The 20,066-nt window shown below is 76.3% G+C and carries 19 protein-coding genes; 12 read left to right on the top strand and 7 right to left on the bottom strand.

Annotated elements, in window-relative coordinates; all coding sequences use genetic code 11:
- Positions 1-200: 200 nt before the first annotated feature.
- On the bottom strand, positions 201-590 hold the full coding sequence (locus ACIRPH_RS00105) for a winged helix-turn-helix transcriptional regulator (protein WP_402907346.1): 390 nt from the start codon (positions 588-590) through the stop codon (positions 201-203).
- 131 nt (positions 591-721) lie between these two features.
- On the opposite strand from ACIRPH_RS00105, the gene ACIRPH_RS00100 reads away from it, so the two are divergent.
- Positions 722-1,579 (top strand): SDR family oxidoreductase, encoded by an 858-nt coding sequence (locus ACIRPH_RS00100; RefSeq protein WP_402907343.1) that lies wholly within the window; start codon positions 722-724, stop codon positions 1,577-1,579.
- 151 nt (positions 1,580-1,730) lie between these two features.
- Positions 1,731-2,525, top strand: a complete 795-nt coding sequence (locus ACIRPH_RS00095; protein ID WP_402907340.1) for an SDR family NAD(P)-dependent oxidoreductase — start codon at positions 1,731-1,733, stop codon at positions 2,523-2,525.
- Between the two features lie 87 nt (positions 2,526-2,612).
- Here the strand turns inward: ACIRPH_RS00095 and ACIRPH_RS00090 are convergent, their stop codons facing one another.
- Both ACIRPH_RS00090 and ACIRPH_RS00085 read right to left on the bottom strand, forming a co-directional pair.
- On the bottom strand, positions 2,613-6,113 hold the full coding sequence (locus tag ACIRPH_RS00090; protein WP_402907337.1) for a PHP domain-containing protein: 3,501 nt from the start codon (positions 6,111-6,113) through the stop codon (positions 2,613-2,615).
- A gap of 138 nt (positions 6,114-6,251) precedes the next feature.
- Positions 6,252-6,497, bottom strand: a complete 246-nt coding sequence (locus ACIRPH_RS00085) for a hypothetical protein (protein WP_267949766.1) — start codon at positions 6,495-6,497, stop codon at positions 6,252-6,254.
- Between the two features lie 307 nt (positions 6,498-6,804).
- Between ACIRPH_RS00085 and ACIRPH_RS00080 the strand changes: the two genes are divergently transcribed.
- Positions 6,805-7,599, top strand: coding sequence for an SAM-dependent methyltransferase (locus ACIRPH_RS00080; RefSeq protein WP_402907334.1), 795 nt, complete (start codon positions 6,805-6,807; stop codon positions 7,597-7,599).
- A gap of 85 nt (positions 7,600-7,684) precedes the next feature.
- Here the strand turns inward: ACIRPH_RS00080 and ACIRPH_RS00075 are convergent, their stop codons facing one another.
- On the bottom strand, positions 7,685-8,074 hold the full coding sequence (locus ACIRPH_RS00075) for a roadblock/LC7 domain-containing protein (RefSeq protein WP_402907332.1): 390 nt from the start codon (positions 8,072-8,074) through the stop codon (positions 7,685-7,687).
- Between the two features lie 448 nt (positions 8,075-8,522).
- On the opposite strand from ACIRPH_RS00075, the gene ACIRPH_RS00070 reads away from it, so the two are divergent.
- Positions 8,523-9,413, top strand: a complete 891-nt coding sequence (locus ACIRPH_RS00070; RefSeq protein ID WP_402907330.1) for an endo alpha-1,4 polygalactosaminidase — start codon at positions 8,523-8,525, stop codon at positions 9,411-9,413.
- Positions 9,414-9,685: 272 nt separating this feature from the next.
- On the opposite strand, the gene ACIRPH_RS00065 is transcribed toward ACIRPH_RS00070, so the two are convergent.
- Both ACIRPH_RS00065 and ACIRPH_RS00060 read right to left on the bottom strand, forming a co-directional pair.
- On the bottom strand, positions 9,686-10,435 hold the full coding sequence (locus tag ACIRPH_RS00065; protein ID WP_402907327.1) for a YqjF family protein: 750 nt from the start codon (positions 10,433-10,435) through the stop codon (positions 9,686-9,688).
- Between the two features lie 47 nt (positions 10,436-10,482).
- A complete protein-coding gene (locus ACIRPH_RS00060; protein ID WP_402907324.1) occupies positions 10,483-11,928 on the bottom strand; it encodes a VCBS repeat-containing protein in 1,446 nt (481 codons plus the stop codon).
- Positions 11,929-12,171: 243 nt separating this feature from the next.
- On the opposite strand from ACIRPH_RS00060, the gene ACIRPH_RS00055 reads away from it, so the two are divergent.
- The 6 genes from ACIRPH_RS00055 to ACIRPH_RS00030 all read left to right on the top strand — a co-directional run bounded on the left by ACIRPH_RS00055 (position 12,172) and on the right by ACIRPH_RS00030 (position 17,662).
- Positions 12,172-12,633 (top strand): acetyltransferase, encoded by a 462-nt coding sequence (locus tag ACIRPH_RS00055; RefSeq protein WP_402907321.1) that lies wholly within the window; start codon positions 12,172-12,174, stop codon positions 12,631-12,633.
- A 259-nt stretch (positions 12,634-12,892) separates the two neighbouring features.
- Positions 12,893-13,759 carry a sulfotransferase gene (locus ACIRPH_RS00050; RefSeq protein WP_402907318.1) on the top strand — a complete coding sequence of 289 codons (867 nt, stop codon included), beginning with the start codon at positions 12,893-12,895 and terminating at the stop codon, positions 13,757-13,759.
- A gap of 322 nt (positions 13,760-14,081) precedes the next feature.
- Entirely contained in the window at positions 14,082-14,987 is a 906-nt protein-coding gene (locus ACIRPH_RS00045; RefSeq protein WP_402907315.1) for a TauD/TfdA dioxygenase family protein, read from the top strand.
- 3 nt (positions 14,988-14,990) lie between these two features.
- A complete protein-coding gene (locus ACIRPH_RS00040) occupies positions 14,991-16,256 on the top strand; it encodes a macrolide family glycosyltransferase (RefSeq protein ID WP_402907312.1) in 1,266 nt (421 codons plus the stop codon).
- Between the two features lie 4 nt (positions 16,257-16,260).
- Positions 16,261-17,361 carry a WD40/YVTN/BNR-like repeat-containing protein gene (locus ACIRPH_RS00035; protein ID WP_402907309.1) on the top strand — a complete coding sequence of 367 codons (1,101 nt, stop codon included), beginning with the start codon at positions 16,261-16,263 and terminating at the stop codon, positions 17,359-17,361.
- Between the two features lie 16 nt (positions 17,362-17,377).
- Complete coding sequence (locus ACIRPH_RS00030; RefSeq protein ID WP_402907306.1) at positions 17,378-17,662, top strand: MoaD/ThiS family protein; 285 nt, start codon at positions 17,378-17,380, stop codon at positions 17,660-17,662.
- Between the two features lie 8 nt (positions 17,663-17,670).
- On the opposite strand, the gene ACIRPH_RS00025 is transcribed toward ACIRPH_RS00030, so the two are convergent.
- Entirely contained in the window at positions 17,671-18,441 is a 771-nt protein-coding gene (locus ACIRPH_RS00025; RefSeq protein WP_402907303.1) for a class I SAM-dependent methyltransferase, read from the bottom strand.
- 104 nt (positions 18,442-18,545) lie between these two features.
- Here ACIRPH_RS00025 and ACIRPH_RS00020 point away from each other — a divergent pair, with 104 nt between their 5' ends.
- Together ACIRPH_RS00020 and ACIRPH_RS00015 are read left to right on the top strand one after the other, a co-directional pair.
- Positions 18,546-19,268 (top strand): class I SAM-dependent methyltransferase, encoded by a 723-nt coding sequence (locus ACIRPH_RS00020; RefSeq protein ID WP_402907301.1) that lies wholly within the window; start codon positions 18,546-18,548, stop codon positions 19,266-19,268.
- Positions 19,269-19,287: 19 nt separating this feature from the next.
- Entirely contained in the window at positions 19,288-19,947 is a 660-nt protein-coding gene (locus tag ACIRPH_RS00015; RefSeq protein ID WP_402907298.1) for a hypothetical protein, read from the top strand.
- Positions 19,948-20,066: the final 119 nt, after the last annotated feature.

Genomic DNA, 20,066 nt, shown 5'->3' with positions numbered 1-20,066 from the left:
AGGTGTGGATGGGAATACTGTGAAAGGAGAAAGAGAAAAGGCGCACCGTTGTCCCGTGGGGCGTGATCCGGGGGTGCGGGGCCCGCCCCCGGGGAGCGGGGCCCGCCCCGCCCCGCCCCGCGCCCGCCCGGCGGCGCCCGAGGGACGCCCTCATGCGCGGGCCGCGCGCACGGCCGCCTCCGTGTCCGGTGTCCGGGGGCCTACGCGTCCCCGCCCGGCCCGGCCCCCGGACCCGGCGCGGCGACGTGGTCCTGGGCCCACTCCACGAGCGGCAGCAGCAGTGCGGTCACCTCGCGGCCCTCGGCGGTGAGGCTGTAGACCACGTGCGGCGGGACCACCGGCCTGGCGTCGCGCAGGACCAGCCCGTCGGCCTCGAAGGTGCGCAGGGTCTGGGCGAGCATCTTCTCGCTGATCCCGCCGATGGCGCGCAGCAGTCCGCTCCAGCGCAGCGGCCCCTCGGCGAGGGAGATCAGGACGAGCACCCCCCACTTGCTGGTGACGTCCCCCAGCAGCCGCCGCGAGGGGCAGTCGGAGGACAGGACCTCCCCCCGGGGCCACGGGCCGGCCGGGTTCTCCTGCGACGTCTTCATGCCAGGACCTTACCAAAAGGTGGGTACCTCACTTAAAGGTGCGTACACGACTTCTGGAATGTGCTCGGGACCAGCCCTGTTGCCACCGCACGAAGGCCGGGAACCCCCGGCCCGCGATCGGAAGGACCCGCATGTCCGTCGTCATCACCGGCGCCACCGGCCACCTCGGCCGCCTCGTCGTCGCCGACCTCCTGGCCCACGGCCTCCCCGCCGACCGGATCACCGCGACCGGGCGCGACGCCGGCCGGCTGGCCGCGCTCGCCGCCACCGGTGTGCGGACCGCGCGCGCCGACCTCGACGACCCGCAGGCGCTCAAGGCCGCCTTCCAGGGGGCCGACACCCTCCTCCTGATCTCCGGGAGCGAGGTCGGCCGGCGGGTGCCCCAGCACACCAACGCCGTGGAGGCCGCGAAGGAGGCCGGGATCGGGCACATCGTCTACACCAGCGCCCCACGGGCCACCGACACCACCCTGGTCCTGGCCCCCGAGCACAAGGCCACGGAGGAGGTCCTCGCCGCCTCCGGCGTCCCCGCCACGATCCTGCGCAACGGCTGGTACAACGAGAACTACGGGCAGCAGATCGACCGGGCCCGGGAGAGCGGAGTCGTCGTCGGCAGCGTCGGCACGGGACGGGTCGCCAGCGCCTCCCGACAGGACTACGCCGAGGCCGCCTCGGCCGTCCTGCGCGCCCCGGGGGCCCACGCCGGCGCCGTGTACGAGCTCTCCGGCGACACGGCCTGGACCCACCCGGAACTGGCCCGGGACCTCGGCGCGGTGCTCGGCCGCGAGGTCGTCTACCAGGACCTCACCCCCGAGGAGCACCTGGCCGCGCTCACCGCGGCCGGGCTGGACGAGGACACCGCCGGGTTCGTCGTCGCCCTGGACGCCAACATCCGCGACGGGGAGCTCGACGCCACCAGTGGTGAGCTGTCCCGCCTGATCGGCCGCCCGACCACCCCGGTGGCCGAGACCCTGCGCGCCCTGGCCTGACGCCCGGGGGCGCCGGGGGAAGCGGGGTCCGCCCCGCGCCCGCCCGGCGGCGCCCGCGGGTCGCCGTTGTGCGCGGGCCGCGCGCGCGACTACCTTCGTGTGCGGCGCTCCGCCCCACCGGAGCCGCCTTCCGAGGGGAGGGAGCCCCCGCATGCGTATCGACCTGTCCGGCAGGACCGCGCTGGTCACCGGTTCCACCCAGGGCATCGGCTCCGCCATCGCCCTGGGCCTGGCCCGCGCCGGGGCCAGGGTCGCCGTCAACGGCCGGACCGGGGACTCCGTTGGCCGGGCCCTGGAGCGCCTGGGCGCCGAGCTCCCCGGGGCCGACCTGGTCGCGGCCCCGGGGGACGTCGCCACCGACGAGGGCGCGCGCCGCGTCCTCGACGCGGCGGAGCACGCGGACATCCTCGTCAACAACCTCGGCATCTTCGGCGCCCGGCCCGCGCTGGAGGTGGACGACGACGAGTGGCGGCACTACTTCGAGGTCAACGTCCTCGCGGCGGTGCGCATGACGCGCGGGCTCCTGCCGGGCATGAAGGAGCGCGGCTGGGGCCGGGTGCTGAACATCGCCAGCGACTCGGCGGTGGTCGTCCCCGCCGAGATGATCCACTACGGCGTGACCAAGACCGCCCTGCTCTCGGTGTCCCGGGGCTTCGCCAAGGAGGCCGCGGGGACGGGGGTCACGGTCAACTCCGTGATCGCGGGCCCCACGCACACGGGCGGCGTGGAGGAGTTCGTCCACCAGATGGTCGACGGGGACCTGCCGTGGGAGGAGGCCCAGCGCGTCTTCATGCGGGAGCACCGGCCGCAGTCCCTCCTCCAGCGGCTGATCGAACCGGAGGAGATCGCGAACATGGTCGTCTACCTCAGCTCGCCCCTGGCCTCGGCCACGACGGGCGGCGCCCTGCGCGTCGACGGCGGGTACGTCGACTCGATCCTGCCCTGAGCCCCGCCGCCCCGGCGGCGGAGGGCGGGCACGTCCCGGGCGCGGGACCGGGTGCCGGTCCCGGCAGGCGGACCGCGGGTCCCCGCGTCAGCGCCCCGAGCTGCCGGGGCTGGCGTGCCACAGGCGGCGCCGCACCGCCCCCGGGAGCGGGCCGGGGGCGGACCGCCCCGGAGGCGGCCCCGGCGGGACCGAAGACGGGTCCGCGCGCAGCGCCTCCGCCAGCGCGTCGGCGCCCCCCTCCTCCCAGACGCGGTGCAGGTCGGCCAGGTCGTGGGCGTGGGAGGCGGTCAGCGTCGCCAGCCCCGTCCCGGACCGGCGCACCCTGCCGCGCACGGCCAGCAGCAGGGAGGAGAACACAGTGGCCGCGCACCGGTGCTGCACCGACGCGAAGAAGGTCAGGTCGGCCAGCCCCGTCGCGTCGTCCACGGTCGCGAAGACGATCCGCTGCCCGGACCGCACCGCCGGGGTCTGCGTGGCCACCTTCACCCCCGCCACCAGCACCTCCTCACCCGCGGGCACCAGGTGCAGGTCCTGGGCGCGCACCAGGCGGTGGCGGACCGCCAGGAAGGCGAGGAAGTCGGCGTAGCCGTCGAGCAGGTGCCGCTCCACCTCGTAGCCCAGCACCTCCAGCTCGGCCGATACCCGCTCGTCCGCGGTGGTCGCCGGGAGCGACCCCCGCGCCGGCGCCGTGCCCTCCAGCGGCAGCGGGAGCTGCCCCCGGTCGGTCCGCGTCCTGCGGGACCTCTCCAGGGCGGACACCTGCAGGAGCAGGTCGCGGCGGTCGGGAGGCCCGGCCCCCCGCCGCCCCGCGCCCGTGCCGGGCGGTTCCGCGCCCGCCCCGTGCCGTTCCGCGCCCGTGCCGGGCGCCCGCGGCCCCGGGACGGCGTCCGGCGCGTCCGGCCCCCCGCCCACCCCGGACAGGACGTCGAAGGCGCCCACCCGCACCAGGTTGTCCAGCGCCTCGCGGGACAGGTGCGCCCGCTCCGCGGCGTCCGGCAGCGACAGGAACGGCCGCTCCGCCAGGATCCGGTCGACCTCCGCCCCGGTGACGCCCCGGACGTCGGCCAGGGACGCGCGCACGCCCCACCGGCCGTCCGGCGCCCGTTCGGCCCGCCACGAGCGCTCGGACCGGTTGACGTCCACGCCCAGGACGGGGACCCCGAAGCGGCGGGCGTCGGCGACCAGCACGCGGCGCGGGTACATGCCGGGGTCGTGGGTGAGGATCCCCGCGTAGAAGGCGGCCGGGTGGTGCCGCTTGAGCCACGCCGACTGGTAGGTGGGCAGCGCGAACGCGGCGGCGTGCGCCTTGCAGAACCCGAAGGAGCCGAACGAGGCCACGACCTCCCAGGCGCGTTCCACGGTCTCCTCGTCGTGCCCGCAGTCGTAGGCCATGGAGGTGAACTCCTCCCGCACGTCGGCGCGCCCCTGCTCCGTGCCGAGCCTCCGGCGCATCGCCTCGGCCCGGTCCGGTCCGCAGGTGGTCATGGCGTGCAGGAGGGCGATGATCTGCTCGTGCCAGATCACCACCCCGCCGGTCTCGGCGAGCACGCCGTCCAGGAGCGGGGTGAGCGACCGCGCCGGGGGCGCGCCGTCGCGGGCCGACAGGTAGGGGGTGACCATGTCGCTCTTGACCGGACCGGGGCGGAACAGGGAGATGTCGGCGATGAGGTCGGCCATGTCCGCGGGGCGCAGGCGGCTGAGGAGCTCGCGCTGGCCGGGCGACTCGATCTGGAAGCAGCCCAGGGTGAGCGAGGCCCCGATCATCGTGTAGGTCGCCTCGTCCCGGGGCAGGGCCTCCAGGTCCGGCGCCCGGCCGGTGGTGCGCTCCACCTCGGACCGCGCGTGGGCCAGCGCCGACTGCATGCGCACCCCGATGACGTCCAGTTTGATGAGCCCCATCCGCTCCACGCCGTTCTTGTCCAGCTGGACCACGGGGTAGCCGGCCGGGGTGGGCTCGACCGGGACGCGGTCGCGCAGGGAGGCGCCGGAGACGACCAGGCCGCACGGGTGCATGGCCGTGTGCCGGGGCAGGCCGTCCAGCCTCTCCGCCAGCCGGAACAGGTTCTGGGTGGCGGGGTCGTCGAGGCCCGCGCCGTCGTAGCGACGCAGCTCGGGCAGTTCCCGGGCGGCCTCGCGGATGCCGCTCGCCCTCAGGTGGGGGAAGGCCTTGGCGAGGCGGTCGACCTCCAGCGGGGGCAGGCGCAGGGCCGCCCCCACCTCCCGCAGCGCGCTGCGGGCCCGGTAGGTCTCCGTCATCGACACGCACGCCGTCCCGTCCGGGTGGGCGCCGAACACCGCGTCGTAGGCCTCCAGCCTGCGGGCGGACTCCACGTCCAGGTCGATGTCCGGCAGCCCCGGGCGGCCGTGGGCCAGGAACCGCTCCATCAGCAGACCGTGGTCCAGCGGGTTGACGGCGGACACGCCCAGCAGGTGGTTGACCAGGCTGCCGGTGCCCGAACCGCGGATGGAGCAGCGGATGCCCTTGTCGCGGATGCGGGCGGCGGCGTCGGCGACGGTCAGGAAGTAGGCGGGCAGGCGCTTGTTCTCGATGACCTCGATCTCCTGGGACAGCCGGTGCAGGGCGCGGGGGTCGCGCCCCAGACCGAGCCGGACCAGGCCGTCCTCGCAGGCCCGCAGGAGCCGGTCGGACGCGTGGGGGACGGAGGGCAGGTGGAGGCCGCCCATGCCGAGGTCGGCGGCGGGGTCCAGGACGCAGGACGAGGCCAGGGCGGCGGTGTGGGCGATCAGGCGCCGGGCGCGGGCGGTGTCCCCGCCGCACAGCCGGTCGGCGACGGCGAGCATCTCCGCGCCGCTCTTGAGGTAGGCCCGGTCCGTGGCGGGCTCCGGCCGGGAGCCGCCGGGGGCCCACCGCCGGGCCTGGTCCAGGACGTGCGCCACCTCGGCGTCCTCCGCCACGGGGTAGCGGACGGCGTTGGTGAGCACGGCGAGGGTGCGGGTCTCGGCGGCCAGGGCCAGCAGGGCGCGGGCGGTGCGCCGCTGTCCGGGCAGGCCGTGGTCGGCCACGGCGATCGCGACCTCGGCCGCGTCCTTCCAGCGGGCGAGCAGCCGCCGGGCGAGGGAGGGGCGTTCCCGGGCGACGGCCTCGCCGACGTCGGAGTCCGGGCCCAGGAGCACGACCACGCCCGAGGAGTCGTCGGCCACGGCCGTGTGGGGGAGGGCCGGGGCGCCCGGGGCCCGCGGCGGGCCGGAGGGGCCGGGGCCGTGCTCCGGCGGGGGTCCGTGTCCGGTCCCGGGGGCGGAACGGGTGCGGGCGTGGGCGCGGGTGACGAGGCGGCACAGGGCCGCCCAGCCGGTGCGGCCCCGGGCCAGGAGGGTGACCCGGCCGCCGTCGGGGGAGTCCAGCGCGAGGTCGCAGCCCAGCACGGGGCGGATGCCCGCCCGCCGGCAGGCGTCGACGTGCCGGACCATGCCGTACACGCCGTCGCGGTCGGTGAGGGCGAGGACGTCCTGGCCCAGGTCGGCGGCGCGGGCGGCCAGGCGCTCGGGAGGGGAGACGCCGTGGTGGGCCGAGAACGAGGAGGCGACCCCCAGGTGGGCGAAGTCCGTGTGCTCGCCGCCGTGCCGCATGTGCGGTCCCTCCCCGTGTGCCGGGCCTCGGCCCATGTCTGGTGCCGGTGGGGAAGAAGCGACACAATCGAACCTATGTACGAATTCTAGACCATGGGGCGGCGGCCCGGGACGGTCCGCGGACGGCGGGGCCGCGGGTCAGCCGCTCACGCGCCGCTCGCGCGGGACCCCCTGGTAGGACTGCCCGGCCATCTGCGTCACCCGCGTGGCCGGGACCTCGGCCACCTCCCAGCGCCACTGGTAGGGCTCCTCGCGGTACTGCTCCACCCAGGTGATCCGCGCCCGGAGCCCGGCGCGCGTCTCGACCCACGCCAGGAGGTAGGCGTACCCGCCCGCCTCGCGGGCGCGGACGAGGGGCGGCACACGGGTCAGCGGACTCGGCATGTGCCCATTGTCGCAGGTGGGGTGGTGAGTGTCCGGGGTCTTCGCGCCACGTCCTCCGACACCGGGCTCCCCGGGGGCGGTGCGCCGGCCCCCGGGGTGTCGGGTGCGGGTCCGCGTCCGCCGGGCGGCGGAGCCGCCGCCCCGGGCGGAGCGCTCCGGAGGGGGCCGGTCCGCGACGGACGGAGGCGGCGGCCCCGCCGGGGCGGAAGGGGAGCGCACGAAACCGCTGTGACGTAAGGGATGTAGGGGACGAACGGGCCGTAGGATCAAGGCCCCGATACAGCGACGGCAGTGAGGCGGGCGACCCATGAACGGTCAGGAACCGGTGATCGACACCACGGTTCCGCACTCGGCGCGGGTGTGGAACTACTGGTTGGGCGGCAAGGACAACTACCCGGTCGACCGCGAGGCGGGGGACCAGTTCCTGGAGGCCTTCCCCGGTATCGCGCAGATGGCGCGGGCCTCGCGCGCCTTCCAGGAGCGCGCCGTCCGCCACCTCGCGGGCGAGGTCGGCATCCGCCAGTTCCTGGACGTGGGCACGGGCCTGCCCACCGCGAACAACACCCACGAGGTGGCCCAGTCGGTGGCGCCCGACGCGCGGGTCGTCTACGTGGACAACGACCCGCTCGTCCTCACCCACGCGCGGGCGCTGCTCACGAGCACCCCCGAGGGGCGCACGCAGTACGTCCACGCCGACCTGTACGAGCCCGAGGCGATCCTGGAGAAGGCGGGCGAGCTGCTGGACCTGGACCGACCCGTCTCCCTGATGCTCCTGGGCGTCCTCGGCCACGTCCAGGACTACGAGGAGGCCGTCTCCATCGTGCGGCGGCTGCTGGCCGGGCTCCCCCCGGGCAGCCACCTCACGGTGAGCGAGGGCAGCAACGTGCACAGCCGGGAGAACGTCGCGGCCCAGGACGAGTACAACGAGAGCGGCGCCGTGCCCTACATCCCCCGCAGCCCCGTGCAGATCGGCGGCTACCTGGCCGGGCTGGAGGTGCTGGAGCCGGGCCTGGTCCCGGTCACCCGCTGGCGACCCCCGGTCGAGGGCGCCAGGCAGCCCGCGGAGGTGGACCAGTACGGCGGCGTCGGCAGGAAGGCCTGACGGCGCACCACCGGCCCGCGCCCGGGGAGGGCGCGGGCCGGTGGGGGCCGACCGTACCGGCGCGCGTCGGCCCCCGGCACGCGGGCTACCGGCGGGCCGGGAGGGCCCCCTCCAGCGCCTGGACGAGCCCGTCCAGGGCGACCGCGGCCCGGGGCAGGGGTGTGTCGGCCCTGGTCAGCATCACGATCCGCAGGAACTCGCCGACCGGGCGCACGAGCAGCGACCCGCCTCCCCGGAGGCGGATCACCACGTGGTCGACCGCGCCGTACCGCGTCAGCGAGCCGATGCGCCCCGCGCCGCTGAAGAGGAAGCTGCCCAGGGCCGAGAGCTGGTCCGCCCCGCGGCGGTCGGCGCCCCGGGCCAGGGTGTGGACCATGCCCCCCTCCGTGCAGAGCACCACGTTCTCGACCCCGGGGACCTCCGCGAGGAGGGCGCTCAACGCCGGGCTGGTACTGGGAGGGCCGGTCTTGTTCATCGCGAACCTTCTGGCAGTCGGGTGGAGGCGGGACCGAGCGCAGCGCGGGGGGTCGAACGCAGAACGGATATAACGCTCGGAAACGGCGAAGATACACTGTGCTGCAACTCGTTCAAAATTCAACTTCCCCGGCGGTCAAGCCGCTCCCCGCGCGCCGCCGCCGGACCGGGGCGGCCGGCGCCGAGCCCCTCCGGCGGCGCTCCGGGGGCAGGGCCAGGTCACAGGCGCGGGAGGCGCCTCGGCCGGGGCGCCCCGACGGGTCGGAGACACACCCCGGGGCCGACTCCTCCCGGAGCCGTCCGAACACGAGTGCGGAAGATCACGACGGTGACCGGCGCGGAACACTGGACGCGCGGGCGGGAGGCGCACCACACTCCGCCCGGGGACACTCCCCGGCACGACACCACGACGCGGCGGACACCCCCCGCCCGACCAGAACGGACACTCCATGCCCGCACCACGACGGATCCGGGGAGCGGCCCCCGGCGGACTCCTCGCAGCCCTCCTCGCCGTGGCCACCGCCTCGGCCTGCGCCGGACCGGGTGAGACCGAGGCCGAGGCCGTCGGGGCCCACACCGCCGACGAGAGCGCGACCGGGGCCGCCGAGGGCTTCCCCGAAGGCACCTTCGACTACCAGCTCGGCGCCTCCTACGAGCCCCCCGCCGGGGTGGGGACGGTGGTCCGCGACTCCACGGCCGAACCCGCGCCGGACATGTACTCCATCTGCTACGTCAACGGGTTCCAGACCCAGCCGGGCGACCTGGAGTGGTGGCTCCTCGAGCACCCCGACCTCATCCTGCGCGACGCCTCCGGCGAACCGGTCGTGGACCCGGGGTGGCCGGCCGAGCGGATCCTGGACACCTCCGACGAGGACAAGCGGTCCGACATCGCCGAGATCCTCGCCGGGACCATCGCCACCTGCGCCGAGAAGGGCTTCGACGCGGTCGAGTTCGACAACCTCGACTCCGACCTGCGCTCGCAGGGCCTGCTGACCCAGGACGACAACCTGGCCCTGGCCACCGAGCTGGTCGCCCTGGCCGACGGCCACGGCATGGCCGCCGGGCAGAAGAACGCGGCCGAGGTGACCCTGCGGGGCAGGGACGAGGTCGGCTTCGAGTTCGCCGTGGCCGAGGACTGCGCCGTCTGGAGCGAGTGCTCGGCCTACACCGGGGTCTACGGGGACGACGTGATCGCGGTGGAGTACCCCGACGCCCTGGAGGAGGCGGGGATGACCTTCGCCGAGGCCTGCGCGGCCGAGGGCGCGCCCTCCCGGATGATCCTGCGCGACCTGGACCTGGTCGGGCCGGAGCACGAGGACTACCTCTACGACGCCTGCTGACCCGCACGGCCCGGCCCGGCCGGCGCGCGCGGTGACCGGGCGGCCCGCCCTCACCGGCGGGCCGCCCGGGCCTGTGGCCGTTCCGGACCCTGCCGGGGTCGCGGACCGGGGGCGCGGACCGGCTTCGGGCGCCCCGCGGCCCCGGGCCCGCGGCCCCGCCCTCCGACCGGGCGGCCCCGACCCGCCGTGGCGCTGCGGGGCGGACCGGGGCCACCGGTGGCGCAAGGTGGCGCGCGTACGGCACGGCGGCGGGCGCCCGAGGCGGACCGGGGTCACCGGCGGCGGGGGAGGGCCCCGCCCGGCGCGAACCGGGTGTCCGTGCCCGGCGAGAACAGCACGCTCGGCACGTCTTCGGGCCGGGTGATCCCGGCCCGCTCCAGGAGCGTCTCGTCCCAGCCGAGGGGGATCGCCCGGTGCAGCCGCCAGGCCGGATGGGCGGCGGCCACCCACCGGGTACGGCCCGCGTGGCGTGTGTGCAGCCCCCACCGGTCGGTCACGAACCGCTCGAAGGGGGACGGCTCGCCGACCGGGTCGCCCACCCGCAGGTGGAAGCGGCCCCGGGCCCCGCCCGGGGACCGGGGCACGCGCCGCCGGGCCGCGTACGCCACCCCGTCTCCGTCGGCGCAGACGGAGACGTCCGACCACATGTACGGGAGCCCCGCCGCAGCGCGCCCCGCGAGGACGGTGTGCGCGGAGGAGGCCTCCAGCGACAGGAAGACCACCCCCCGCCGTCCGAGGCCGTCCACGGAGTACAGCCGGACGTTGACCTCGCCGTAGCCGCCGCCGGGTACCCCTCCCGGCAGGCGGGTGCGCGCCACGCGGAAGGCGACGGCGCCGACGTAGGTGACGCCGTCCAAGACGTCCGGCCGGGTGCCCGGGGGCAGGAGCGGGGCCGCCTCCTCCGGGGGAAGCGGCCAGTGCCAGAAGGCGACGTCCCGCCACTCCTGGAGCATCAGGGCGGGCCGGGGGAGCGGCGGGGCGGTGGGCGGGGGGAGCCGCGAGGGGCCGGGTGCGGAAGCCATGCGGGCATGATCCCAGCCCGGGCCGCCCCCCGGGAGCACGGCCCGCCTCAGCCGCCGAAGTCCCCGCTGTCGAACGCCCCCTCGTCGGCGTCCCCGTCGGTGACCCACCAGCGGACCGGGGCGGAGCGGTCCACACTCGGGTCGTAGGCCAGCACCAGCTCGTCGGCCCCGTCCGCGTCGTGGTCCGCGCAGGCGAACGCCTCGGCCGTCCGGGCGGCGGGGGAGTCGGCGCCCTGCGGCCCGTCCTCCGGTCCGCTGCGCACCAGGGGCGCGTCCCCGGCCGCGGAGAACCCCCCGCCGTCCTCGTCCAGCAGGTCGACGCCGTGCCCGGCGAGCCCCACCGCGAGCGTGTCCGCGCCGTCCCCGTCCAGGTCGCACGCGGCCACCGTGCGCTGGTGGTAGCTGAAGGAACGCTCGGTCGGGGTCGGTGCCAGCGGCACGGGGAGGGGCTCGGGGGCCTGCGGGCCGAAGGGGCCGGGGTAGACGTTCATCCTGCCGTCGACCTCGGCGGGCTCGGTCCCGTGGCCGGGCTCGTCGTTGCGGGTCCCGTCGTCGCCGACGGCCACGTCGGTCTGCCCGTCGCCGTCGAAGTCGCCGAAGGCGGACAGAGAACCGGGGAGCAGTTCGAGGGCGTCCCACCCCCCGGGGTCGCCGGGGCCGGTCACGAGCAGGGTGTTGGCGGGCTGTTCGCCGTCGCTGCCGTGCCGGACGAGCAGAGGGGCGGGACCGCCGCCGGGCCCGGCGGGGGCGGCGACGAGTCCGCCGATCCAGGGGGCGACCGGTCTGCGGGCCGTGCGCTCGGGCGTGCCCTCCCGGTCGAACGGGCCGTACAGCACCACCAGGCCGGCCGTGTCCGCGCCGGTCGCGGAGTCCTCCGCCAGGGCCAGGTCCGCGTGCCCGTCGCCGTCGAAGTCGCCGGGGGTCGGGGCCGCCGCCGGGGAACCCGGCACCCCGGAGGGACCCCCGGGAACCGACACCGGGCCGGGCTCCTCCCGCAGGTCGGGGCCGGCGGGACCGCCCCAGACGATCCCGGGGCGGCCGGCCGAGACGCTCGCCCCGAGGCTGCCGGGGGGAGAGCCGGTCAACACGGGGACGTCGGCGTAGCCGTCCCCGTCCAGGTCGGCGGTGCCCGGCCGCAGGCGGTTCCCCCCGCCGACGGAGGCCGCGGCCCCCACGGTCCCGGGACCGAAGACGGCGCGGGTCGTCGGCTCGGGGCCGTTCTGCGAGCCGTAAACGACCACCAGGCGCAGGTCCCATTCGAGGCCGTCCCCGCCCCCGTCCTCGGTGTAGGAGCTCAGGAAGAGGAGGTCCGGGAAGCCGTCGCCGTTGACGTCGTCCGCGACGTCGCCTCCCCTCCCCTCGGGGACGGGGGACGCCTCGGGGGCCGACCCCCCGGCGGGCCCGGCCGCCGGAACGCCGGGGACGTTGGCGCAGGCGCCCGTCAGGAGGAGCGCCCCGACACAGGCGGGGACGGTGAGGCGGCCGAAGGGCATGGGGTCTCCAGGGGGTCGGGGTCTCCAGGGGGTGGGGCGCCGGCACGGGGAGTCCGTCCGGCCTTCGGGACCCCGCCAGGGTAGACCTCTGCCCCGGCGCCCCCGCGTGCGCTCCGCGCGTCCGCACTCTCACCGTCCGCCCCCGCGCCCCCGCACGCCCCCGCGTGCGCTCCGCCACGGGGCCCGGCGCGGAGCGGCGGATAACCCCGTGACGTGCGGGGGCGGTACCGGTACGGTGCGCGTATGCCCTCTTCTCTCACCGTCCTTGTACGCCCGTCCACGGGAGCGGACGAGCACCCCGCCCTGGCGGAGATCTGGCGCAGCGCCGTCGTCGCCACGCACGCCTTCCTGACACCGGAGGACGTCGACCACTACGAGGCGAGGATCCTGGACTCCTACCTCCCCGGCCACGACGTCCACGTCGCCGTGGACCCCGGGGGCCGCCCCGTGGGCTTCATCGGCCTGGACGGCCACCACATCGACATGCTGTTCGTCCACGACGACGCCCGGGGCCGCGGCGTGGGCCGCGCCCTGCTGGCCTGGGCGGCGGAGCGCCACCCGGTCCTCACCCTGGACGTCAACGAGCAGAACCCCTCCGCGCGCGGCTTCTACGCCGCACAGGGGTTCGAGGAGACGGGCCGCTCCCCGGTGGACGGCGAGGGACGCCCGTTCCCGCTGGTCCACATGCGCCGCGCCACCGCCTGACCGGGTCCCGCCACCGCGGGAGCGGCCGGCTCCGTGCCCGCCCCGCCCCCTGGTGCGCGGCCCGCGCGCCCGGCGCCGCCCGCTCCGAAGGCGTCGGGGGCGCGTTCCCCGCCCCTGCCCCGACCCGGCGGTCGGACGGCGGGTCGCCGCACCGGCGGCCACCGCCGGGCGGGTACGGGAGCCGTGCCGGAGGCGTCGGCGTCCGGCCCGGGCGCCGGCCCGTGTGTCGCCCGGCGCAAGACCGGGAAGGAGCACGCACATGCGTGCGAACCCCCCACCCCGCGACGGATCGCAGGCGGCGGAGGACCCGGCCGTCCCAGGGCCGGTCCTGCTCCTGTGCTCCGGCCAGAGATCGGGGAGCACCCTCCTCCAGCGCGTCGCCTCCTCCGGCCCGGACCTGTGGGTGTGGGGGGAGCCCGGACCCGGCATCCTCGCACTGCGGGACGCCGACCTCGCGATGCGGGCGCTCAGCGACCACCGCTCGCACGAGGCCGCGGCGGAGGTCGGGCACGCGGGCCCGCCCGGGTTCATCGCCGTGGTGCTCCCCCCGGTGGAGTCCTACCGCTCCGCCGCGCGGGCGTGGTTCGACACCGCGTTCGCCGACGCCCCCCGGCGCTGGGCCGGTGCGCGCTGGGGGTTCAAGGAGGTTCGTCTGGGGCGCCCCTTCGCGGAGTGGTTCGTGGACCTGTACCCCGGGGCGCGCGTCGTCCACCTGGTCCGACACCCCCTCGACGTGCTCAGGTCCCTCCTGTCCTGGGAGGAACAGGTTCCCCGGTGGACACCCGGCCTGACCGCGGAGGCGATGGGCAACTGGCTCACGGTGGTCGACTCCTTCCACACGGAGGGCGCCGACCCTCCCTGGCTGCTGCGCCTGTCCTACGAGGAGCTGGCGTCGGTCCGGGCCGACCGGGCCGGCGCGGTGGACGCACTGGAGGCCCATCTGGGCCTGGCCGCGGGCTCCCTCGACCGCTCGGTCCTGGGCCGGCGCATCCACCGTCCCGGAGCGGTGGGGAGGAGGCCCCGCGTCATGCCCGGCGACGCGGAGGTCGCCCGCCGGTTCGCGGCGATGGCGACGCGCGACCGCGTGCGGGACCACGCGGAACGGCTCGGCTACCGGCTGCCGTGACGCACCCCGGAAATACGTGACGGACGCGTTTCCTGCGTTTGTCCGACGCGCCGGGATTTTTCGGCGGCTTCTTTCCCTTTTGTTGCCGTCTGAAGTCTGGTAAGGGAATTCATCGTCAATCCCTACTCGTCTGCGCGGGAATTGGCCCGAAGTCGTTCCCCGGGTGGTGGTCGTCTGTTTCCCCGTGGTCGACGGGGATTGGGGACCGCAGAGCGGTGCTGCTGGGATGTGTGGTCTCCGGTGGGGCGCAAGTGAAGAATATCGACCAGGGATTTTCCCGTGGAGAAACCGGTGATCCTGGTGATAATTTTGTGTCGGGACGGTGACCCATGGTTTCTTTCCTGCCTCATATAAGGTTTGTCGGGCCCTACGCATTCAAGGAGGCTTTCCGTTGGAAATCAGGGAGATCAGGCCTGGATTCGTTGCCGAGGCAGTGGGGGACAATCGAGAGATCCTGGCAGGTCGCGACGGTGACGTGGTCAAGAAGGCGCTCCTTTCGTATTCCGTCGTCATTATGCGCGGAATGGAGTTGGCGCCGACCGAGCAGGTGGCGCTGACCCGCCTTCTGGGTCCCCCGGAGATCGTGACGGACATGCGCAACCACCACCCGGAGAGCACCGACATCCTGGTCGTCCGCAACGCGGGGGCCACCCCCGTGGTCGGCAACACCCACTGGCACTCGGACCGGTCCTTCCTGCCCGAGCCGACGCGGTACACCGTCCTGAGGGCCGACGTCGTGCCCGACGAGGGCGGGGACACCCTGTTCGCCGACATGACGGCGGCCTACCGGGAGTTGAGCGGGGAGTGGCGCACGGTGATCGACGGGGCCGAGGCGGTGCACTCGTACGACACCGTGGCCCGGCTCCGCTCCCGCGCGCACGGCGCCCCCCTGGAACAGGGGTACGCCCGCAAGTACCCCCCGACCGTCCACCCGCTGGTGCGGGCCCACCCCGAGTCCGGGACCCCGGCGCTCTACCTCAACGAACTGTGCGTGGCCAGCCTTCACCGCCCCGACGGGAAGCCGGTCACCGTCGGCGTCGCCGAACTGCACGAGTACGCGACCCGGGAGCGGTTCGTCCACCGGCACCGCTGGCGCCGGGGCGACGTCGTGGTGTGGGACAACTCCCGCGTGCTGCACCGCGCCGGCGACCTGCCGCCGGGGCTGCCCCGGGTCCTGCACCGGACGACGACCGCGGGCGCGTCGCCGTACGCCCCGGCGGAGGGCTGACGGGTGCGGGACGGGCCGGTCCTGTTCGCCGGCATCCCGGCCCACGGCCACATGATCCCGGCCCTGGCGCTGGCCGAGAGCCTCGTCGCCCGGGGCCTTCCCGTCGAGTTCCCGGCCTCGGAGGAGTTCGCCGACGCGGTCCGGGCGAGCGGCGCCCGGCCGCTCGCGTATCCGACCACCTGGCCGGTCCCCGCCGCCCTGCCGGCCCCGCGCACCGCGGCCGACGCCCTGGAGCTGAGGGCGATGCTGGCCGGCGAGGCGGTGGCGCAGGTCCGGGCGGTACTGGCCCGTCCCGGCCGGCGCCCCCCGCGAGCCGTGGTCTACGACACCGCCGTGGGTCCGGCCGCGCGGGTGCTCACCGCGCTGTGGGGGGTCCCCGGCGTCCAGGTGTTCACGGGGGTCGCGACGAGCCCGGGTTTCAGCCTCGCGCCGCTCCTGGCCGAGCGCTACCCGGACCTGGCCGGGCTGCCCCCCGCCGGACCGGACCCGGCGCTGGTGCGCCTGGCCGCGGACCACGGCCTGGCGCGCGACCGGGTCGGGGCCCTGCTCGCTCCACGGGAGCGGTTGTCCCTCGTCCTCCAGCCCCGCGCCTTCCACCAGGCGGCGCAGACCTTCTCCCCCGACGCGTTCGCCTTCGTCGGCCCGTGCCTGTCACGGGGGCGCGCCCGGACCCCGTGGCGACCGCCGCCGGACGCGGGCCCCGTGCTCCTGGTGGCGCTGGGGACCCTCTACAACCGGCGTCCCGCGTTCTACCGGTCCTGCGTCGAGGCGGTGCGGGGCACGGGATGGCACGCGGTGCTGGCCGTGGGGGAGCGTGTCTCCCCCGGCGAACTGGGACGGGGCGCGCCCAACGTGGAGGTCCACGCCCGCGTCCCGCAGCCCTCGGTGCTCGCCCACGCCCGGGTCATGGTCTGCCACGCGGGCATGGGCTCGACCATGGAGGCCCTCGCGGCGGGCGTGCCCCTCGTGGCGGTGCCCCAGACCCCCGAACAGGACGCGGTCGCGCGCCGGGTCCAGGAGCTGGGCCTCGGCGTCCGGCTGCCGCCCGGGGGAGTCACCCCCGACAGGCTGCGTGCCGCGGTCGACCTCCTGGCGACCGATCAGGGGACGCGGGAGCGGGTGGCGCGGATGCGCTCCCTCATCCGTTCGGCCGGAGGCGCCGACCGCGGGGCGTTCCTCATCGACGCACACCTCCACCGCACCGCCGCGGCGCGCCCGTCCGCCGGCCCCCGCGGCCGGCACCGATCGTCCCCCGGCAGAAAGGCATGACCCCATGGAAAAGGTGACCCTGGTCATCGGCACCCGCAAAGGGCTGTTCCTGGCGCACCGGACGCTGGACGGCGCCAGCCCCTGGGAGCTGGAGGGCCCCCGCCTGCTGATGCAGTCCATCCACTGCCTGGCCGTCGACGCCCGCCCGAGCACGCCCCGCATCCTGGTGGGCACCAGCCACGGCCACTGGGGCCCGGGCCTGTTCCGCTCCGACGACCTGGGAGCCACCTGGCAGGAGAGCCCCAAGGCCGCCGTGGCCTTCCCCGCCGACACCGGCGCCTCCCTCGTGCGGCTGTGGGACATCCGCCCGGCGGGCCCGGACCGCCCCGGCCTGGTGTACGCCGGGGCCCAGCCCGCCGCGCTCTTCCGCTCCGAGGACGGCGGGGAGAGCTTCCACCTGGTCCGCGAGCTGTGGGACCACCCGCAACGCCAGGCGCTGATCGACTGGATCCCCGAGGCCGGGGCCCTGTACACGCACACCGTGCTCACCCACCCCGACGACTCCGACCGCCTCACGATCGGCATCGCCGCGGGCGGGGTCTACCGCAGCGACGACGGCGGCCGCACCTGGAACCCCTCCAACGAGGGCATCGAGTCGACGTCGCTGCCGGTGCGCTACCCGGTGTACGGACAGTGCGTCCACAAGATCGCCCGCGTGCCGACCGCGCCGGAGCAGCTGATGCTGCAGAACCACTTCGGCGTGTACCGCAGCGACGACGAGGGGGCGACGTGGTCCCCCGCGGGCGAGGGCCTGCCCGCCGACTTCGGCTTCACGGTCGTGGCCCACCCCCGCAGACCCGGCACCTTCTACGTCTACCCGCTGGTGGCCGACACCGAGAGGATCTCCCCCGACGCCCGGTGCCGCCCCTACCGCACCCGCGACGCGGGGCTCACGTGGGAGGCGCTGGTCAAGGGGCTGCCGCAGCAGCACTTCTACCCGTCGGTGCTGCGCGAGGCGCTGAGCACCGACGACGGGGACCCGGCCGGCGTCTACCTCGGCACGCGCGGCGGCCAGGTCTACGCCAGCCTCGACGACGGCGACTCGTGGGAGACCGTCGCCGAACACCTGCCCGACGTCCTGACCCTGCGCGCCCTGCGCCACTGACCGAAGGAGGCCCCCGATGGCCGTCCAGATGCTCATCCCCGGTGTGCTGCGCGATCTCGCGGGCGGCCGGGGGACACTGTCGATCGACGTGCCCGCCGACGCCAACGCCGAGCAGGTGTTCGCCCGCGTGCTGGCGGACTACCCGGCGCTGCACGGGCGCATCCGGGACGAACAGGGCCGCATCCGCCGCCACGTCAACGTCTTCCTGGAGGAGGAGAACCTGCGGAGCAGCAGCCTGGCACAGGTCCCGGTCCCGCCCGGCAGCCGCATCCACGTCCTGCCGTGCATCTCCGGCGGATGAGCCGGCGGTCAGGGCGCCGGCCACCACAGCGTGGCCGTGCGCCTGCCGCGCGGGGGCAGGCCGTACTCGTCCAGCAGGGCGCGGACGCGGTCGGTGTCGGACGATCCCAGCCGGTCGCACACGTGGCGCACCAGGGCCTCCTCCCGGCCGCGCCAGGGGTCGGCGCCGTCGGTCCACCCCTCGACCCGCACCCGCAGGCCCAGGTCGCGCAGGACGCGCGCCGCCCCCGGGGCGGTCGGCGGGTCGGGGCGCTCCGGCGCCCCCAGCGCCGACCACAGGGGGCGCATCCAGGCGTGGGGGTGCTCCCAGGGGATCTCCACGACCACGCGCCGCCGCGCCCGGTCGGTGAGCGCGCGGGCGAACGGCACCAGGGAGGCGGTGTAGTAGAGCACGTGGTGGCACACGACGACGTCGGCGGAGGGCGTGCGCGCGGCGGCCTCCGGCCAGGCCCCCAGGACCGTGCGGACCGGGACCGAGGCCCCGCGTGCGCGTGCGGCGAACGCCCCCAGCAGGGCCGCGCTGGGATCCACCCCGGTCAGCGCGGTCCCCGGGGCGTCGGCGGCCAGGGCGACCGAGGCACGGCCCGCGCCGCATCCCACGTCGAGCACCGAGGCGCGGCCGGACAGGGCCCGGCGCGCCAGGGCGAAGGACGGCGATCCGGTGGCGTCGGCGTCGTCGGTCAGGGCGGTCTGGAGAGCCGCCTCCCGGACCTGCGCCGACACCGGGGGAGCGGGCGGCCGCCAGGCGTCGAGGGCGGCGTCCCAGGAGGAGGCGTCCATGGGCGCACCGTACACGCCCGGGGCGGCGCCCGTCCCGGGCGGGAGCGCCGCCCCGGGCCGGTTCGCCGTCCGGGACGGGAACGCCGCTCCGGGAAGGGGGCCACGTGACCGACACGCGAGGCCCGTCGGGCCGTGACCGCACCGGAGGCCCGCCCGCCGTGTGGGAGCGGGCGGCCCGCCACCTGCACGGCCTGGGCCCGGGCCCGGTCCTGGACGTGGGCTGCGGGACGGGGGACTGGGCCGACGCCCTGGCGCGCTGGAGCGGCAGGCCCGTCGTGGGCGTGGACCCCGCCCCCGCGGCCCCGGCCCGCGCCGGACGGGCGGACGCGGTCCTCGTCGCCGGACTCGCCCAGGCCCTCCCCCTGGCGCCGGGGGCCGCGGCGGCGGCCTGGCTCTCACGGGTACTGCACCACGTGGACGACCTCGCGGCGCCGGCGACCGAGCTGCGCCGGGTCCTGGCGCCGGGGGCGCCGGTCCTGGTGCGGGAGGCGTTCCCGGAGTTCGCGCACACCCGCGCCTACGCGAGGTTCTTCCCCGAGGGCGTGCGCGCCGCGCACGGGCGGCCGACCCTGGCCCACACGCTGGCCGTGTTCGCGGACGCCGGTTTCACGCCCAGGGAGACGGTGCCGGTGGAGGAGCCCTTCGCCGACTCCTGCACCGCGCTGGCGGCCCGGATCCGCAGGGACGGGGACGGGATGCTGCGCTGCCTGAGCGACGCCGAGTTCGCGCGCGGCACGGAGCGGCTGAGGGCCGCGGCCGGGCGCGAGCGGCGCACCGGCGTCTACGAGCCGGTGACGGACCGGATCGACCTGCTGGTACTGGCCTGAACGAGACGAGGAGCGGCGGATGGACGCGAGCGGACTGCGGCCCGGGGCCTGGCGCGAGGCCCGGAGCCCCCACGCGTGGATGAGCCTGGGGGACGGCGAACTCCTCCTGGCGGTCCTGGAGTTCGCCGCGCGGCGGGACGGACCGCTGCGCGTGCTGGAGTGGGGGTCGGGCCAGAGCACCGTGGAGTTCACACGGGTGCTGGCCGAGCGCGGGGTGGCCCACGAGTGGACGGCCCTGGAGTACGACAGGGCGTTCTTCGACGAACACGTGCTGCCCCCGCTCACGGAACGTCCCGGATCGGAGGTGCGCTACCCCGACGACGACGCCGTCCTCACCGTCCCCGGGCCGCCGGGAACGGGCCGCGTCACGGCGGTCTGCTGGAACCGGACGCGTCTGCGGCCCGCGCAGAACCTCGCGGACCGCGCGGTGGACCTGGACGCCTACGTGGACTACCCGGCCGGACGCGCACCGTTCGACGTGGTGTTCGTCGACGGGCGGATGCGGCGGCGGTGCCTGCTCTCGGCCTCCGAGCACCTGGGCCCGGACACGGTCGTGGTCCTGCACGACGCCTGGCACGAGCACTACCACTGCGCGCTGGAGCGCTACCCGGCGGGCCGGTTCGCCGGGGACGAGATGTGGGTGGGCGCGCTGCGCCACGCCGCCCTGCCCCCGCTGTGACGCGGCGCCGGCGGCCCGCCGGGGGGGGGGGGGGGGGGGGGGCCCCCCCCCCCCCCCCCCCGGGGGGGGGGGGGGCGGGCCCGGGGCGCCCGGCCCGCGGGGGGGGGGGGGGGGCCCGG

This window comes from Nocardiopsis sp. NPDC101807 (assembly GCF_044766605.1).
In the GTDB taxonomy this organism is placed as follows: Bacteria; Actinomycetota; Actinomycetes; order Streptosporangiales; family Streptosporangiaceae; genus Nocardiopsis; species Nocardiopsis tropica.
Note: the sequence above shows the minus strand (reverse complement) of the source record. Positions and strands in the feature narration are given on the sequence as shown.

Bases quoted from the DNA above. Each gene is read 5' to 3' on its own strand.
- ACIRPH_RS00085 (WP_267949766.1), bottom strand. From the start codon at position 6,497: ATGCCGAGTCCGCTGACCCGTGTGCCGCCCCTCGTCCGCGCCCGCGAG.
- ACIRPH_RS00035 (WP_402907309.1), top strand. From the start codon at position 16,261: ATGGAAAAGGTGACCCTGGTCATCGGCACCCGCAAAGGGCTGTTCCTG.
- ACIRPH_RS00060 (WP_402907324.1), bottom strand. From the start codon at position 11,928: ATGCCCTTCGGCCGCCTCACCGTCCCCGCCTGTGTCGGGGCGCTCCTC.
- ACIRPH_RS00075 (WP_402907332.1), bottom strand. From the start codon at position 8,074: ATGAACAAGACCGGCCCTCCCAGTACCAGCCCGGCGTTGAGCGCCCTC.
- ACIRPH_RS00025 (WP_402907303.1), bottom strand. From the start codon at position 18,441: ATGGACGCCTCCTCCTGGGACGCCGCCCTCGACGCCTGGCGGCCGCCC.
- ACIRPH_RS00105 (WP_402907346.1), bottom strand. From the start codon at position 590: ATGAAGACGTCGCAGGAGAACCCGGCCGGCCCGTGGCCCCGGGGGGAG.
- ACIRPH_RS00095 (WP_402907340.1), top strand. From the start codon at position 1,731: ATGCGTATCGACCTGTCCGGCAGGACCGCGCTGGTCACCGGTTCCACC.
- ACIRPH_RS00080 (WP_402907334.1), top strand. From the start codon at position 6,805: ATGAACGGTCAGGAACCGGTGATCGACACCACGGTTCCGCACTCGGCG.
- ACIRPH_RS00100 (WP_402907343.1), top strand. From the start codon at position 722: ATGTCCGTCGTCATCACCGGCGCCACCGGCCACCTCGGCCGCCTCGTC.
- ACIRPH_RS00065 (WP_402907327.1), bottom strand. From the start codon at position 10,435: ATGGCTTCCGCACCCGGCCCCTCGCGGCTCCCCCCGCCCACCGCCCCG.
- ACIRPH_RS00050 (WP_402907318.1), top strand. From the start codon at position 12,893: ATGCGTGCGAACCCCCCACCCCGCGACGGATCGCAGGCGGCGGAGGAC.
- ACIRPH_RS00055 (WP_402907321.1), top strand. From the start codon at position 12,172: ATGCCCTCTTCTCTCACCGTCCTTGTACGCCCGTCCACGGGAGCGGAC.
- ACIRPH_RS00090 (WP_402907337.1), bottom strand. From the start codon at position 6,113: ATGCGGCACGGCGGCGAGCACACGGACTTCGCCCACCTGGGGGTCGCC.
- ACIRPH_RS00030 (WP_402907306.1), top strand. From the start codon at position 17,378: ATGGCCGTCCAGATGCTCATCCCCGGTGTGCTGCGCGATCTCGCGGGC.
- ACIRPH_RS00015 (WP_402907298.1), top strand. From the start codon at position 19,288: ATGGACGCGAGCGGACTGCGGCCCGGGGCCTGGCGCGAGGCCCGGAGC.
- ACIRPH_RS00070 (WP_402907330.1), top strand. From the start codon at position 8,523: ATGCCCGCACCACGACGGATCCGGGGAGCGGCCCCCGGCGGACTCCTC.